Below are 14,585 nucleotides of genomic sequence, written 5' to 3' on the forward strand. Positions count from 1 at the left end.
CAGATTGAAGGTGCCATCGTCGATCGTATCTGTCTCTTGAAGATCGGCGCTGCGCAGGAAGGGGAAGCTGACAAGCATCTAGAGCACTCCTGGGGCCGGGCCGCTACTCGGACAGTGGCAGGCTGGTGGGATCGAGAGGGAGAACCGACATCGGCTGACCATCAGTAACTCCCTGTCACTGAGTCCTTGGGTTTTAGAGATCTGAGCCTATGCAGGTGTGCAGGACCTTCCATGGCTGAGGGAATCTAGGGCTGAGGTCGAGTGCGGGAATATAAGGAGAGTCTGAAACTCACTTGGGGCGGAGAGAGAGTGCGTTGACAGTGAGGGGAAGCTTCCTGCCATAGGTGCCAGGGCCATATACCGCTGAGCCGTGAAGAGGTTTCGCTTTGTTTTGTAGGGTATTTCCTAGAGAATCCAAAACGCCTTTGAGCACCTTGTACAGCTCATACCGATCCGGCAGTCTCCGTGCGTCGCTGCAAAAACAGCGGCCCGGATGTGGAAGTTCGGGATTGAGTAAGCATGAGTGCTCTTGAGCAAGCGTCGATGCATTTTCATCGACGGCGCTTTATGGCAGTTGTGCGCGGGACACCTTCGGGTGTGCCGGGTTACTCAGTCCCGGTCTTCCACACCCACGCACAGCTGCCACCCCTCATGTGGAAGTGAGCTTGGCAGTCGGACAACTACTGAGTGAGTCACACACATGAAAAAGCTCGTCCCCGATCCACCCCACCAGCAACGCCGTGACCCAGACTTGGATCGCGCCAACACCCACCTGCTCCAATCCCTGAAAAACACCCGACCTCGCCCCTTTGGCCTGCGCGATGCCCAAGGTCATGCGCTGTTCGCCGTGCAACCCGGGGTCAATGCCGAAGACGCGCTGATGCACGTCGCGCTGCTGCTGAAATGCGCCGAAGAGGTGTCCGATGAAATCACCGAACGTGCCAGCGGCATCGAGCGCGGGCTGATCTGGTCCATGGTGCACTCGGTGGAAATGGCCCGGGCGGTGGTGGAAGCATTGCTCGACGGTGCCCGTACCCGCGATTGACGCCGCCTTGTAGCCGCTGCCGAGTTCGCGAGGCTGCGCTGGCCCTGATAGGTGCCGTGCACTTTCAGGCAAATCGCCTGTGTTGCGAAATGGTCAGCGCAGCCTCGTTCCACGGCAGCGGCTACAGGGCCGACACTAGGGGAAGCTGCGCCAGGTGTTACAGGGCGTTGCGCCGAACCACGCTGAGTTCCGGCGTGGCGCTGCGGCGCTGGCTGAGGTAGCGGGTGCAGCTGACGCGCAGGAAGGAGGCAAAGTTCACCACTTCACCGCGGTAGTCCATGACCTCTTCATACAGCTTAGCGATCAGTTGGTTGGTGGTCATGCCGTCCTCCCCGGCGATTTCGCTGAGGATGTCCCAGAACTGGTTTTCCAGGCGCAACGTGGTGACCACACCGCAGATGCGCAGCGAGCGTGAACGGGATTCGTAGAGAATCGGATCGGCTTTGACGTACAGCTCGCACATGCGCAGGGCCCTCCGTTACAGGGTGATTCGGGTGCCCAGCAGGCCGAGGAAGCCCGCCAACCAGCTTGGGTGCGCCGGCCAGGCCGGGGCGGTGACCAGATTGCCCTGAACGTGGCCCTCGGTCACGGGAATATCGATGTACGTACCGCCCGCCAGTCGCACTTCCGGGGCGCAGGCCGGGTACGCACTGCATTCGCGGCCTTCAAGCACACCAGCTGCCGCCAGCAGTTGCGCGCCATGGCACACCGCGGCGATGGGCTTGCCCGCCTGGTCGAATTCCCTGACCAGTTGCAGGACTTTTTCATTCAGCCGCAGGTATTCCGGAGCCCGTCCGCCAGGAATCAGCAGCGCGTCGTAATCGGCAGCCTGCACCTTGGCAAAATCGAAGTTCAAGGCAAACAGGTGACCCGGCTTCTCGCTATAGGTCTGGTCGCCCTCGAAATCATGGATCGCGGTGCGTACGGTCTGGCCGGCGTTTTTGTCCGGACACACGGCATGCACGGTATGCCCCACCATCAGTAGCGCCTGAAACGGCACCATCACTTCGTAGTCTTCGACGTAATCGCCGACCAGAATCAGGATCTTTTTAGCGGCCATGGGATGACTCCTTTTACAGAAACACGTGGGCAGAAAGAGTATTCAAGGTAGTCCTAATCTGCCGGCCCAGGTAATACGCGGGTACTACACGAGCAGCGGCAAGCTTCAAGCTTGTAGCTTGCCGCTGCCCCACCAACTGTACCTCCAAGTCTGTGCCCAGCTGTAACAGCGCCGCTTGGCGGCTTTATGGCTAGATACGCCCTGCCCTCCTCTTGATCTGGTTGCCCTTATGTCTTCCCGCGAAAACACCGGCATGGCCCTCGGCTTGCTGGGTGTCATCATTTTCAGCCTGACCCTGCCCTTTACCCGCATCGTGGTGCTGGAGATCCACCCGCTGCTCAATGGCCTGGGGCGGGCGCTGGTCGCGGCGATTCCGGCGGCGTTGCTGTTGCTGTGGCGGCGGGAGAAGTGGCCGACCTGGCGTCAGATCAAAGGCCTGAGTTTGGTGATCCTCGGGGTGATTCTGGGTTTTCCGGTGTTGTCGGCCTGGGCCATGCAGACCCTGCCCGCGTCCCACGGCGCACTGGTCAATGGCTTGCAACCGTTGTGCGTGGCGCTGTATGCGGCGTGGCTGTCCCATGAGCGGCCGTCGAAAGCCTTCTGGGCCTGCGCCGCCCTGGGCAGCGCGCTGGTGCTGGGGTATGCGTTGATCAGCGGCGCCGGGAGCATTCAGGCCGGCGATGTGTTGATGCTGGGGGCGATTGCCGTCGGCGGCCTGGGTTATGCCGAGGGCGGCCGCCTGGCCAAGGAGATGGGTGGCTGGCAGGTGATCTGCTGGGCCCTGGTGCTGTCAACGCCCCTGCTGATTGGCCCGGTGTGGTACCTCGCGATGCAGCATCAAGGGGCGATTTCCAGCCGCACCTGGTGGGCCTTTGGCTATGTATCGCTGTTTTCGCAGTTCTTTGGTTTCTTCGCCTGGTACGCCGGGTTGGCCATGGGCGGCATTGCCCGGGTCAGTCAGATCCAGCTGTTGCAGATCTTTTTCACCATCGCCTTTTCCGCGCTGTTTTTTGGCGAGCACATCGAACCGATCACCTGGGTGTTCGCAGTGGGCGTGATTCTGACCGTGATGCTCGGGCGCAAGACCAGCGTACGCCCGGCGCAACCCGCGCCGGCCCGGGCCCTGTAACCCCACACCATCCTGTAGCTGCTGCCGCCAGGTTGCGCTGGCCAACATAGACGCCGCGTTGGGTTACAGGTACCCATCCGCCTTGAGCAGGGTTTCCAGGCAGTGTTCGCTGATGTGGTAGAAGGCTTTGAGCTCTTCGATTTTCAACAGCAACTGGGCCGGGTCTGCGGGTTCGGCGCGTTTGACGGCGAGGATCATTTTGTTTTTGTTGGTGTGTTCCAGGGAGATGAATTCGAAGACTTTGGTTTCATAACCACAGGCCTCGAGGAACAGTGCGCGCAGGCTGTCGGTGACCATTTCTGCCTGCTGGCCCAGGTGCAGGCCGTATTGCAGCATCGGTTTGAGCAGCGCCGGGCTCTGGATCTGCAGGCGGATCTGTTTGTGGCAGCACGGCGAGCACATGATGATCGCCGCGCCGGAGCGGATCCCGGTGTGGATCGCGTAGTCGGTGGCGATATCGCAGGCATGCAGGGCAATCATCACGTCCAGCTCGCTGGGGGCCACACTGCGCACGTCGCCACACTTGAACACCAGCCCCGGATGCTCCAGGCGCGCGGCGGCGGTGTTGCACAGGGTGACCATGTCCTCACGCAGCTCGACCCCGGTGACTTCACCCTGGGCCTGCAAGGTATTGCGCAGGTAATCGTGGATGGCAAAGGTCAGGTAGCCCTTGCCGGAACCGAAGTCCGCCACACGCACCGGCTGCGCGAGATTGATCGGCGACGTGGCCAGGGCGTGGCTGAAGACTTCGATGAACTTGTTGATCTGCTTCCACTTGCGCGACATCGCCGGGATCAGCTCGTGCTGCTTGTTGGTCACCCCAAGATCAGCGAGAAACGGCCGGTTGAGGTCGAGAAAGCGATTCTTCTCGCGGTTGTGCTCGGCCGACGGCACTTCACGCTGCTGCTGGGGCTTGCCCTTGAACAGCGAACTCTTGCCCTTTTTGCTGTATTCCAGCTGCACTTCATCGGTCAGGGTCAGCAGGTGCGCGTTCTTGAACGAGGCCGGCAGCCACTCGCCAATTAACGCCGCGCCCTCCTCCAGGGAGAAGTTCTTGGTGATGTCCCGGGTCTTGTAGCGGTAGACGAAGGACAGGCACGGCTGCTCCTTGACCGTCAGTTGCTTGATGATGATGCGCTGCAAATCCGCTTCGTCGCCCACGTACTTGGCCAGCACCAGTTTGATAAAGGCGTTCTGCGCCAGGCTGGTGTCCAGCAAGGCCAGAAACTGGGCATGGTGATCCGGCGCCGGACGGGTGGAGGTTGCAGTGACAGACATGGGGGACGGTGCCTCGGGCGATACGCGCGGTGATTCAAAAGTGGCGGGTATTTTAGGGGGGATGGCCCGTCGGGGCACGGAGTTATTGACCCAGCGGTGTTTTTTCCGCGAGCCGGGGCGCGATCAGGGCAGGCAATCGAGCCGCGCCCCCGCTGGTTATCGGTTGCCGAACGCTCGGCGCAACGGGCGACAAGGAATCGCCCGGCGCCTGGCAACCTGAGGCTTAAAGCGCCTTTTGAGCGCCTGATGCGGGGTGAAAATAAGGGGTGGGTTCCAGCTCCCACTCATTGTCCCAATCCACCAGCCGTTGCTGATACGCACTGAAACCCTCATGAAAAAGCTGGGCCACAATGTGCAGGGCAAGGCGTTCGGCGGCGGCGGAAATCGCCGGGATATCCGAGGCAATCGAACCAAAGCTCAGGCTCGCGGCGTGGTTGAGCAGGTGCACCCGGTTCAGTTCGGAAGCACCGTCGGCCAGTCCGCGCTCTTGCAGTTCAAACCCCGCCCCCAACCACGGAAACAGGCCCAGGTGCGGCCGTTCGGAACCGGCAGTCGGTTCAAAGCGATCGCGCCACAGGGCCACGCGCCCGGCCACCTGGTCAAACAGCGGTTCACGGGCCAGGTCGACGCGAAAGCCGGTCCCGGCAATCAGGAAGTCCGCGTGATCGGTGCGCTCGGCCAAGGTCAGTTGCACCTGCCCGGCCACCTCGGACACGGCCTCGAACCGCGAGTCGAAATTAAGGGTAAAGCGCTCGCCCCCAGCCGCCAGGGTTCGCAGCACGGTCTCATGGGGCGGTGGCGGCGGCGTGTCGTCGAGGTAGGCCGAGACCGCCCACTTCTCCTGCGCGGCCAGCCCGTGCCAGCCCTCGATAAAGCCCGGATAAATATAGCCCCGGGCCTTGTTGATCTGCGGCAAATAACTGCGCCGGGCATACAGGGTGACCTGCGCCGCGCCGTGCTCCAGCGCTGTCGCGGCGTTGTCCCAGGCCGAGGAACCGGCACCGATCACCGCCACGCGACGCCCGGCCAGGGCGGCAAAGTCGATCGGGTCGCAGCTGTGGGCCGCGCGGGTTGGAAACAACCCCGGATCGATAAATCCAGGCAGGCTCGCGCCCCCCGTCCCCGAGCGCCCGGTGGCGATCACCAGGCGCCGGGCAATCAGGCTGCGCCCGTCTTCGTGCTGCAGGGTGACGGTCTGCGGCCCCACCGAAAAACGTCGGATCACCGCGTTGTGTTCGATCGGCAGGTCAAAGGCCTCGGCGATCCATTCGAGGTAGTCCTGCCACACCGCATTGGGAATCTTGTACAGCGCCTCCCAGGCCTCGGCGCTGTAGGTCGCTTCGTACCAGGCGCGGAAGGTCAGCGCACGGATCCCGAAACTCAGCCCCGGCAGGTCTTTGGGCGAGCGCAGGGTCGGCATCCGCGCATAGGTGGTCCAGGGCCCGCTGCGGCCAGGCGGCTGGCTGTCGAACAGGCGGATGTTGTGCACGCCCTTGAGGATCAGGGCCACGGCGGCGGCAATGCCAAACATGCCCGCGCCGATAATCGCGACATCGGGCAGGTCGAGTCCGTCAGGGCCCTTGCCCGCGGCCGTCCAGGCCGCACTGGGCAATTTCAGATAGGCCAGTTCTTCACGCAGGCGGCTCGTGGCCAGGGCGTTGGACGTTGTGTGCGTCATGGGTGGTAATGACCTCCGAGGTAAGCGTCGACAATGCGTGGATCGGCGGCAATCTGCGCGGCCGGTCCTTCAAGCGTGATATGGCCGCCGTCCAGTACCGCCGCATAGTCGGCGACCCGCAACGCGGCCTTGGCATTCTGTTCCACCAGCAACACGGTGAGGCCGGTGGAGCGGATGTGCTGGATCAACCGAAAAATCTCCCCCACCACTTTAGGTGCCAGCCCCAATGAGGGCTCGTCCATCAGCAGAATCCGCGGCCGGCGCATCAATGCCCGGCCGATGCACAGCATCTGCTGCTCGCCGCCGGACAACGAGCCGGCCAGTTGGTGAAAGCGCTCGCCGATCACCGGAAACAGATCCAGCACCGATTCAGCCTCACGCATGCCATAAGGCCCACCGCCCACCAGCAGGTTTTCGCGCACGGTCATGTTGGAGAAAATCTGCCGCCCTTCCGGCGTCTGCAGAATCCCCTGCTGCACCCGTTTGTGGCTGGGCAGGCGGTTGATGTCCTGCCCATCGAACAGGATCTTGCCGACGCTGGCCTGGTAGATCCCGGAAATCGCGCGCATCAGTGTGGTCTTGCCCGCCCCGTTGGCCCCGAGTACGGCAATGATGCTGCGCTCGGGCACGGCCAGGCTGATGCCGTGCAGAATGTCGTGGGTGCCCAGGTTGATCTTCAAGCCCTGGATGTCGAGGATGTTCATTCCCAATCAGTCCCCAGATAGGATTCCAGGACCGCCGCGTCGCAGCGGATGGCCGCCGGCGGTCCATCGGCGATCTTTCTGCCGGAGGCGAGCACCAGAATCCGCTGACAGATCGACATCACCAGGTTCATGTCGTGCTCCACCAGCATCACGCTGAGCCCGCTGCCGTGCAGGCGCTGGATACAGGCCGCAAGCTCGGCGGTTTCGGTGTCGTTGAGCCCGGCTGCCGGCTCATCCAGGATCAACAGCTCAGGCTGCATCGCCAGGGCCCGGGCAATTTCCAGGTACTTGCGCTGGCCGTAGGAGAGATTGGCCGCCAGCTGGTTCGCCAGGTGCTGCAACCCCACCGACTCCAACGCCTGCCAGCTCTGCTCCGAGATCCGTCGGCGACGCTCGCCGCGGCCGAAAATGGTTTCGACCAGGCCCTGGCCGATCATCCCTGTGGCGCCGACCGAGACATTGTCGAACACGGTCATGTTGGGGAAGATCCGCAGGTTCTGGAACGTGCGCGACAAACCGAGCCGAGCGACCACATGGGGTGGCTTGCCGGTCACATCGCGGCCAGCGAAATGCACCGTGCCGGCACTGACCGGGACGAACCCGGTGATCAGGTTGAACAGGGTGGTCTTGCCGGCCCCGTTGGGGCCGATCAGCCCCAGCAACTCGCCCTTGGCCACATGCCCCGAGACGTTATCGATAGCGGTAAGCCCGCCGAATCGGCGAGTCAGTCCGTTGAATTCAAGGAGCATTATTTCCAGCCCACCTTTTTGCCCGCATCGGTTTTCCAGGCGCCGCCCAACAGTCCGCGCGCCAGGCTGATCGCCGGCACTTCACCGCACAGGCCCTTGGGCAGGAACAGGATGGAGAGGAACATGACGCTGCCGACAATGATGTTGCGCAAGTCGCCAAAGCCGCGCAGCGCTTCCGGCAGCAGGACCAGCAGCAGCGCGCCGATGATTGCCCCCGGCAGGCTACCCAGGCCGCCCACCACCACCATGGCCAGGATCAGGATGGTTTCCGAGAATTTGAAATCGTTTGGCGAGATATAGCCCGTGGTGTAGGCCCAGAGCGCGCCGGCAATCCCGGCAAAGAACGCCGCCACCGTGAACACCTGGGTCTTGAGCCGCACCGCATCGATGCCCATGGCCGCCGCGCATTGATCGTCTTCGCGCAGGGCACGCAGCGCGTTGCCGTAATAGGAGTAACTGAGGCGGTAGATGGCCCACACCGACAGCGAAACCGTCACCGCCACCACGTAATAGATGCCGGTGTTGTCGGTGATCTCCCAGCCAAACAGGTCCATGGGGGCAAACAGCGTGACCCCGTTCGGGCCGCCGGTGACCGGGACCCAGTTCATCAGGATGATGTTGATCATCTGCCCGATGGCCAGGGTCGCCACCGCAAAATAGATACTGACCAGGCGCATGGTGGGCAGCGCCACCAGCAGGGCGATCAACGCCGAGCCCAGGCCCGCCAGGGGCAGCGCCAACCAGAACGGCACGTGGTAGGCCACACCGGCCAGCGCCGCCAGGTAGGCGCCGACCCCGTAGAACGCCGCTTGCCCAAGGTGCAGCAGCCCGGTCACTCCCGACACCAGGTGCAGGGACGAGGCCAGCAGGATGAAGATCAACGCCAGGCTGGCGAGCTGGTAGTAATAGCCGCCACCGTGAGCGTGCAGAGCCAGGGGCACGGCAACGAATACCAGCACCACCAGCGCGGCGATCACGGCGGCGGGAACAAAGCGCTCAGACACGTTCGCGCCCTCCGCCGAACAGGCCCCGGGGAAAGAAAATCAGGGTCAGGATCAGGAACAGGTACGGCACCATGTCCGCCCACGCCGAGGGCATGAAGGTGGTGGCCATACTTTCTGAAACGCCGAGAATCAACGCGCAGATCACCGCGCCGGGGATCGACACCAGGCCGCCCATGACCATCGCCACGAATGCCTTGATGCCCGGGGCAAAACCCATCGAAGGAAACACCGAACCGTAATAGAGCCCCACCAGCAATCCGGCCACCGCGCCCATCAACGAACCCAGGACAAAGGTCGAGACGATGGTGCGGTCGACATTGATCCCACTGTATTTGGCACCCAGGGGGTTATTGGACACCGCGCGGATCGACAGGCCGATCCGGGTCTTTTTCAGCAGCAGTTGCAAGCCGATCAACATGCTGGCCGATACCGCGAAGATCACCACATCGCCACTGACGATGGTGATGCTGCCCAGGACAATCGGCGTATTGAGCATGTAGTTGAAGGGGACGGGCTGCATCTGCGAGCCCATGACCAGCTCCAGGCCCTCGCGCACGATGATCGACAGCGCCAGGGACGACATCAGCGTCGACTCGCGCATGGCCCTGGACTTCAGCGAGGCCTCGTCGGAAAAACGCCGGAACGGCTTGAACGCCAGCCGCTCCAGGCCGAACCCGAGCGCCGCGCCCACCGCGGCCACCAACAGCACCACGCCGGCCAGGGGCGGGGCGTAGGCACCGATGACGAACAGCCCGGCCACGGCGCCAATGGTGTAGACCTCGGAATGAGCGAAGTTCACCGCGTTCAGCACACCAAAGATCAGGGTGAAGCCAATAGCGACCAGCGCGTAGGTCATGCCTTGCGACAGGCCGATCACCAGTTGCTGGAAATAGTAGGAATCGATCACGGGAAACGCCTCGAACAGGTACGGCTTTATCGCCGACGCAGACACCTGCGCCGGCTCCTGGGTGTTTCCACACAGTTGAATGCAAGAATGCCGGCGACCGATCAGTGCGCCGAGGGCTCGAATTTGCCGTTCACGACTTCAACCTTGACCAGGGACTTGTGCGGCTCGCGGTCAGCATCAAAGGTGGTGGAACCGGTGACCCCGGGAAAGTCCTTGGTCTCTGCCAGCGCTTGGCGCACCTTGTCGCGCGTGGCGTCAGGGTAGGTCCGCGCCACGGCGGCTAGCATGATGTTGGTGGCGTCGTAGGCCTGGGCCGGGAATTGTCCGGGCTCCTCGCCGTTGCGCACGGCCTTCCACGCGGTCACGAAGTGGCGCACGTTTTCCGCGTCCACGGTTGGCAGGAAGGTCGAGGTCAGGCGCAAGCCATCGGCGTCTTTACCCGCCAGCTTGATCAGTTGCTCGTTGTAGGCCGCCGAACTGGAGAACACCGGGGCCTTGACCCCCAGTTGGTGCAGTTGCTTGAGAAACTGCGCCGCGTCCTCGTAGAAAATGGCGCCGTAGATGGCGTCGGGGTGCACCCGGTCGACCTTGGTGATCAGCGAACGAAAATCGGGAATGCCACGGTTGAAGTACTCGGAAAAGACCACCTCGATCCCGTTTTCCTTGGCCTTTTTCTCAAATGCCTGCACTGCTGACTGACCCCAGTCGGTCTGCTCGCCAATCACCGCGACCTTCTTGAAACCCTGGGACGCGATCCAGTCGGCGTTGAACGGCCCCTCCTGATCCTGGTTGGTGATGTTGCGAAATTGCCACTTGGAGATTTTCGTGTAGTCGGGATGGGAAGCGGTCTGGGACAGTTGCGACAGACCGGCACGCTTGTACACCTGCGCCGAGGCCATCGACACCGTCGAGGTGAAATCCCCCAGGACCCCGACAATGCTCGGGTCGTCGGCGAACTTGCGGGCAATCGACACGGCCTCCTTGGCATCGGACCGCGAGTCTTCGAACACGATTTCAACTGGCACCGGGATCCGACCCGACGCGTTGAACTCCTTGAGGGCGATTTCAGCGGCGGCCTTGAAGTCCTGCCCGTATTGGGCGGTGTTGCCGGTCAATGGCAATTGATAGCCGATGCGCACGCTCGGCTGCGCTGCATGGGCCATGCTCGCCCCGGCCAACGCCAGCGTCAGGAGCGCCAGGCTCGATACGGCTTTTTTACGAATATTCATTAATCCCCCAAACCCTTAAGTTAAAAAACCGTCACAGACCGCAAACAGCAAGCACACAGCCACCTGGCCGCCATTGAAGAAACACTAAGTTCCCCGGCAGCTACCCGATACAAACACGTGACTAATCGACCTCGGCACACTCACTGCGAAGTTGCGCCGCCCTGGGCAACTTCAATAATAAGAAGACCGATCTGCAAGACACCCACTCCGAACTCGATGATTAATTCCCGGCTGCTCCCTCCCTATCTTTAACCGATACGGACAACTCGGGTTCGAGTAGCGACAACCAGGAAAGGCCGCCGCGCAATGGAGGGATCCAGCGGCGGCAACCGCTCAACGACGCCCTGCGGAGCACAGGATAACGACTACACTTATTCCGCTCTAATATTATTTTTTACTTTTATATTCAATTATCGAATAAGAAAAGATGTGTTTCCTGCTTGTTACAACACAGAAAAAAGTCGGCAGATATAGGTTTTAATCCAGGCCATGCCGGATGGTGGTATTCAAATGTGGGAAGAAGTGCCTGAACTCGGGGACTACTATTTTTACTACTTTAGTCGTAATTAACGGCATTACACCGGCCTGAAAAGCATTGCACTTTTATCAGCCTGGCAACCGGCAATAGCCCGCCTGGCAGGAACTATTGCCGTTTAATCAATGCTTACTGCAAACAGCCCCCGCCTACTACTTTCGAACCATAAACCACCGACAACCGATTCAACCCAGCACCACCAGGCGATTGGGCAGCTCATTACGCACCTGGGTCACCGGCACGTGGACCTTGAGCAATTCGCCGCAAGCGTCGATGCAGTTGATAAAGCCTTGCAAGGTCTGGCCCTGCTTCACCTGCTGAGTGAAGGCTGCCACCAGCGGCGCCCAGGTCTGGTCAGGCAGGCGCCGGGAGATTCCTTCATCCACCAGGATCTCCACGTAGCGCTCAGCCTCGCAGACGAAAATCAGCACCCCGGTGCTGCCCACGGTGTGGTGCAGGTTCTGCTCGAGAAATTGCCGGCGGGCCAGGTTCGACGCGCGCCAGTGGCGGACCGAGCGCGGGATCAGGCGGGTGGTGACCTTGGGAATGCGAAACACCAGGCACAGCACAATAAAGGTCGCCCATTGCGTCAGCAGCAAGGTGTAGGTGCCCATCCAGCCGAACAGGTGGATGACCCCGGGCACGATCAGCGCCAACAGGCTGGCCCAGAGCAGCGGAATATAGGCGTAATCATCAGCGCGGGCGGCGAGCACGGTCACCAGCTCGGCGTCGGTCTGCTGCTCGACCCGGGCAATCGCCTCGGCGACCTGCCGTTGTTCGTATTCACTCAGTAATGCCATGTCGTCCAATACTCGCTGATTATTGTTGGTTACCAACCGCCCGACGCGCCACCGCCGCCAAAGCTGCCGCCCCCGCCACTGAAACCGCCGCCGCTTGAGCCGCCACCCGAACCGCCGCTGAACCCGCCGCTGCTTGAGCCGCCGCTGGAACCTCCTCGGCCACCGCCGCTGGGCAAGATCCCGAGGAACTGCAAAACCATCAGCGCGAGGATAAACAGCATCACCAGGAAGATGAAAAAGAACGAGTGCCGCTCGACAAAATCCTTGTCACTGACGCCGTCATCGGAGCCCGAGTCATAGGCCGTGCTCGCCTGCTCCAGCGGCGTGCCGCCCAGCACCAGCAACATGGCGGCTACACCGTCCTTGATGCCTTTGCTGAAGTCGCCGGCCTTGAACGCGGGCGTGATCACCTGGTTGATGATCACCGAGGCCTGCGCGTCCGTCAGCCGGTCCTCCAGGCCGTAGCCCACCTCGATGCGCAGCTTGCGTTCGTCGCGGGCCACGATCAGCAGCGCGCCGTTGTTCTTGTCCTTCTGGCCGATGCCCCAATGGCGCCCCAGCAAGTAGCCAAAGTCCTCGATCCGGGCGCCCTGCAGGTTGGGCACAGTCACCACCACCAACTGCTCGCGGGTGGCCTGTTCGTGGGCTTGCAGCTCCTGGGTCAGGAACGCTCGAACCGCCGGCTCGATCAGTTGCGCGTCGTCCACCACCCGACCGCTCAACTCCGGGAACTTCAGCTCGGCCCGGGCCGTCACCGCCAGCACCCAGAGCAACAGCACCAGGCTCACTTTAATTGCTCGCATCAGCACCTCGTCCTTTCGTGATCGCCGTTACCAACTGCCGGACGCTCCGCCACCGCCAAAACTGCCGCCGCCGGAGCGCAGGCTGTCGCCGCTGTCGCTGGAACCTGCCGAACCGCTTGAGCCCTCATAGCTGCCCGTACTGGCAGAAGCGCTGTCACGGCTGCTGCTGTTCGAAGAACGCCTGGAGACGCCCGGTTGATACTTGCCCCGGACAAACTCGATATCCACCACCTGACGCAACAACAGAAACAGCAACCCGAGGACCACCGCCAGCAAGCCAAACAGGAAAAAATCCTCGCGGCGCTCGCTCTTGAGCTGCTCCTGGTAGGTTTCGACCCTTGCCATCGCTGGCCGACCCAAGGTGTCCAGAATAGCCTGGGTCCCGTTGATGATCCCCTGGGCGAACTCGCCCCGGGCAAAGTCCTGACCCATGCCGGCAATAATCTGCGAAGCCAGGGCATCGGTCAGCAGGCCCTCAAGCCCGTAGCCCACCTCGATGCGCATCTTGCGCTCGGCGCGGGCGACGATCAGCAGCACGCCATTGTTCAGGCCCCGCTGGCCAAGGCCCCAATGCCGCCCCAGTTGCACGCCGAACGCTTCAATGCTATTGCCGCGCAGGCTGTCGAGGGTGACCACCACCACTTGGTCGCCGGTGCGCTGTTCATGGGCCGCGAGCAACGGCGTCAGGTAGCGGATGCTGGTGGAGCCGAGCATGCCTGCGCCATCCACCACCCGCCCGCTCAACTCGGGAAACAGGCTTTCCAGGGGCGCAGGCGTTTCATCCCGTGGCGCCGGCTCGGGCACCGGTTCAGGAGCGGCCTTGCGCAAATACAGCCCCGGTTTTTTGGCCGGGGCCTCAGGTTCGGCAGCGATTGCCCCACTGGTCAGCAGCGCCAGCGCCAGCAGCACACCGTGCAGCACGCGCGGCAAGCGGCCCATCAGAATTTGACTTGCGGTGCTTTGTCGGCGTCGGGGCTGGTGGCCTCGAAGGTTTCACGAATCGGCAGGTCGCTGTACATCATGCTGTGCCACAGGCGGCCGGGGAATGTACGGATCTCGGTGTTGTACTTCTGCACCGCCAGGATGAAGTCGCGACGGGCCACGGCAATGCGGTTTTCCGTGCCTTCGAGCTGGGATTGCAGGGCCAGGAAGTTCTGGTTGGCCTTGAGATCCGGGTAGCGCTCGGAGACCACCATCAGCCGGCTGAGTGCACCGCTCAACTGATCCTGGGCCTGCTGGAATTGCTTGAGTTTTTCCGGGTTGTCCAGGGTCGAGGCATCGACCTGGATCGAGGTCGCCTTGGATCGCGCCTCGATCACCGCGGTCAGGGTGTCTTCCTCGTGCTTGGCGTAACCCTTGACGGTCTCCACCAGGTTGGGAATCAGGTCGGCGCGACGCTGGTACTGGTTCTGCACCTGGCCCCAGTCGGCTTTTACCTGCTCGTCGAGGGTCGGAATGTTGTTGATGCCGCAGCCACTGAGCAGGCTGGAGAGCAGCAACAAGACGGCGACGGGCCAGGTCGAACGCAGGCGTTGGGTGATGTTCATGGGTGGGGCTCCTTGCACAACCTGATTGAGATGAAGCTTTTGCCCGGTTTCACACATCCTGTGGGCAAAAACTGCCTGCGCCACTGGAATGCATCGGGCTGATGGGCTAAAAGATGC

Annotated in this window: 15 protein-coding genes; 2 read left to right on the forward strand and 13 right to left on the reverse strand. The window is 62.1% G+C overall.

The features are described 5' to 3' along the window. Positions 1–700: 700 nt before the first annotated feature. The gene (locus AC19YX_RS18900; protein ID WP_500606771.1) at positions 701–1,045 is read left to right on the forward strand and encodes a DUF6124 family protein; all 345 of its coding nucleotides are present in this window, start codon (positions 701–703) and stop codon (positions 1,043–1,045) included. Between the two features lie 157 nt (positions 1,046–1,202). On the opposite strand, the gene AC19YX_RS18905 is transcribed toward AC19YX_RS18900, so the two are convergent. After that, the gene (locus AC19YX_RS18905; protein ID WP_020299022.1) at positions 1,203–1,508 is read right to left on the reverse strand and encodes a ribbon-helix-helix domain-containing protein; all 306 of its coding nucleotides are present in this window, start codon (positions 1,506–1,508) and stop codon (positions 1,203–1,205) included. Between the two features lie 15 nt (positions 1,509–1,523). Continuing rightward, the gene (locus tag AC19YX_RS18910) at positions 1,524–2,105 is read right to left on the reverse strand and encodes a DJ-1/PfpI family protein (RefSeq protein ID WP_078470215.1); all 582 of its coding nucleotides are present in this window, start codon (positions 2,103–2,105) and stop codon (positions 1,524–1,526) included. 229 nt (positions 2,106–2,334) lie between these two features. On the opposite strand from AC19YX_RS18910, the gene AC19YX_RS18915 reads away from it, so the two are divergent. Next, on the forward strand, positions 2,335–3,234 hold the full coding sequence (locus AC19YX_RS18915) for a DMT family transporter (protein WP_500606772.1): 900 nt from the start codon (positions 2,335–2,337) through the stop codon (positions 3,232–3,234). A 63-nt stretch (positions 3,235–3,297) separates the two neighbouring features. Here AC19YX_RS18915 and AC19YX_RS18920 read toward each other — a convergent pair whose 3' ends face one another. The 11 genes from AC19YX_RS18920 to AC19YX_RS18970 form a co-directional block, all read right to left on the reverse strand. Then, complete coding sequence (locus AC19YX_RS18920; RefSeq protein ID WP_078470213.1) at positions 3,298–4,512, reverse strand: class I SAM-dependent methyltransferase; 1,215 nt, start codon at positions 4,510–4,512, stop codon at positions 3,298–3,300. A 223-nt stretch (positions 4,513–4,735) separates the two neighbouring features. Beyond that, positions 4,736–6,190 (reverse strand): NAD(P)-binding domain-containing protein, encoded by a 1,455-nt coding sequence (locus tag AC19YX_RS18925; protein ID WP_500606773.1) that lies wholly within the window; start codon positions 6,188–6,190, stop codon positions 4,736–4,738. Then, entirely contained in the window at positions 6,187–6,894 is a 708-nt protein-coding gene (locus AC19YX_RS18930; RefSeq protein ID WP_500606774.1) for an ABC transporter ATP-binding protein, read from the reverse strand. The genes AC19YX_RS18925 and AC19YX_RS18930 overlap by 4 nt, the downstream gene beginning before the upstream one ends. Beyond that, the gene (locus AC19YX_RS18935; protein ID WP_078470210.1) at positions 6,891–7,643 is read right to left on the reverse strand and encodes an ABC transporter ATP-binding protein; all 753 of its coding nucleotides are present in this window, start codon (positions 7,641–7,643) and stop codon (positions 6,891–6,893) included. The genes AC19YX_RS18930 and AC19YX_RS18935 overlap by 4 nt, the downstream gene beginning before the upstream one ends. Beyond that, positions 7,643–8,647, reverse strand: a complete 1,005-nt coding sequence (locus tag AC19YX_RS18940) for an ABC transporter permease subunit (protein ID WP_201129788.1) — start codon at positions 8,645–8,647, stop codon at positions 7,643–7,645. The genes AC19YX_RS18935 and AC19YX_RS18940 overlap by 1 nt, the downstream gene beginning before the upstream one ends. Next, complete coding sequence (locus AC19YX_RS18945; RefSeq protein WP_078470208.1) at positions 8,640–9,599, reverse strand: branched-chain amino acid ABC transporter permease; 960 nt, start codon at positions 9,597–9,599, stop codon at positions 8,640–8,642. The genes AC19YX_RS18940 and AC19YX_RS18945 overlap by 8 nt, the downstream gene beginning before the upstream one ends. 56 nt (positions 9,600–9,655) lie before the next feature. Then, positions 9,656–10,783, reverse strand: coding sequence for an ABC transporter substrate-binding protein (locus tag AC19YX_RS18950; RefSeq protein WP_500606775.1), 1,128 nt, complete (start codon positions 10,781–10,783; stop codon positions 9,656–9,658). A 720-nt stretch (positions 10,784–11,503) separates the two neighbouring features. Then, positions 11,504–12,118 (reverse strand): TPM domain-containing protein, encoded by a 615-nt coding sequence (locus tag AC19YX_RS18955; protein ID WP_078470232.1) that lies wholly within the window; start codon positions 12,116–12,118, stop codon positions 11,504–11,506. A gap of 29 nt (positions 12,119–12,147) precedes the next feature. Beyond that, a complete protein-coding gene (locus AC19YX_RS18960) occupies positions 12,148–12,921 on the reverse strand; it encodes a TPM domain-containing protein (protein WP_078470206.1) in 774 nt (257 codons plus the stop codon). A 27-nt stretch (positions 12,922–12,948) separates the two neighbouring features. After that, positions 12,949–13,860 carry a TPM domain-containing protein gene (locus tag AC19YX_RS18965; RefSeq protein ID WP_500606776.1) on the reverse strand — a complete coding sequence of 304 codons (912 nt, stop codon included), beginning with the start codon at positions 13,858–13,860 and terminating at the stop codon, positions 12,949–12,951. Then, positions 13,860–14,468: a LemA family protein gene (locus AC19YX_RS18970; protein WP_078470204.1), complete on the reverse strand. Its 609-nt coding sequence runs from the start codon at positions 14,466–14,468 to the stop codon at positions 13,860–13,862. Before AC19YX_RS18970 ends, AC19YX_RS18965 begins: the two co-directional genes overlap by 1 nt. Between the last annotated feature and the right edge of the window lie 117 nt (positions 14,469–14,585).

The sequence above is a fragment of the Pseudomonas sp. MF09150 genome (assembly GCF_059862355.1).

Excerpts from the sequence above, each read along its gene's own strand:
- AC19YX_RS18955 (WP_078470232.1), bottom strand. The coding sequence starts at position 12,118 with ATGGCATTACTGAGTGAATACGAACAACGGCAGGTCGCCGAGGCGATT.
- AC19YX_RS18965 (WP_500606776.1), bottom strand. The coding sequence starts at position 13,860 with ATGGGCCGCTTGCCGCGCGTGCTGCACGGTGTGCTGCTGGCGCTGGCG.
- AC19YX_RS18910 (WP_078470215.1), bottom strand. The coding sequence starts at position 2,105 with ATGGCCGCTAAAAAGATCCTGATTCTGGTCGGCGATTACGTCGAAGAC.
- AC19YX_RS18935 (WP_078470210.1), bottom strand. The coding sequence starts at position 7,643 with ATGCTCCTTGAATTCAACGGACTGACTCGCCGATTCGGCGGGCTTACC.
- AC19YX_RS18970 (WP_078470204.1), bottom strand. The coding sequence starts at position 14,468 with ATGAACATCACCCAACGCCTGCGTTCGACCTGGCCCGTCGCCGTCTTG.
- AC19YX_RS18950 (WP_500606775.1), bottom strand. The coding sequence starts at position 10,783 with ATGAATATTCGTAAAAAAGCCGTATCGAGCCTGGCGCTCCTGACGCTG.
- AC19YX_RS18930 (WP_500606774.1), bottom strand. The coding sequence starts at position 6,894 with ATGAACATCCTCGACATCCAGGGCTTGAAGATCAACCTGGGCACCCAC.
- AC19YX_RS18915 (WP_500606772.1), top strand. The coding sequence starts at position 2,335 with ATGTCTTCCCGCGAAAACACCGGCATGGCCCTCGGCTTGCTGGGTGTC.
- AC19YX_RS18920 (WP_078470213.1), bottom strand. The coding sequence starts at position 4,512 with ATGTCTGTCACTGCAACCTCCACCCGTCCGGCGCCGGATCACCATGCC.
- AC19YX_RS18925 (WP_500606773.1), bottom strand. The coding sequence starts at position 6,190 with ATGACGCACACAACGTCCAACGCCCTGGCCACGAGCCGCCTGCGTGAA.
- AC19YX_RS18905 (WP_020299022.1), bottom strand. The coding sequence starts at position 1,508 with ATGTGCGAGCTGTACGTCAAAGCCGATCCGATTCTCTACGAATCCCGT.
- AC19YX_RS18960 (WP_078470206.1), bottom strand. The coding sequence starts at position 12,921 with ATGCGAGCAATTAAAGTGAGCCTGGTGCTGTTGCTCTGGGTGCTGGCG.
- AC19YX_RS18900 (WP_500606771.1), top strand. The coding sequence starts at position 701 with ATGAAAAAGCTCGTCCCCGATCCACCCCACCAGCAACGCCGTGACCCA.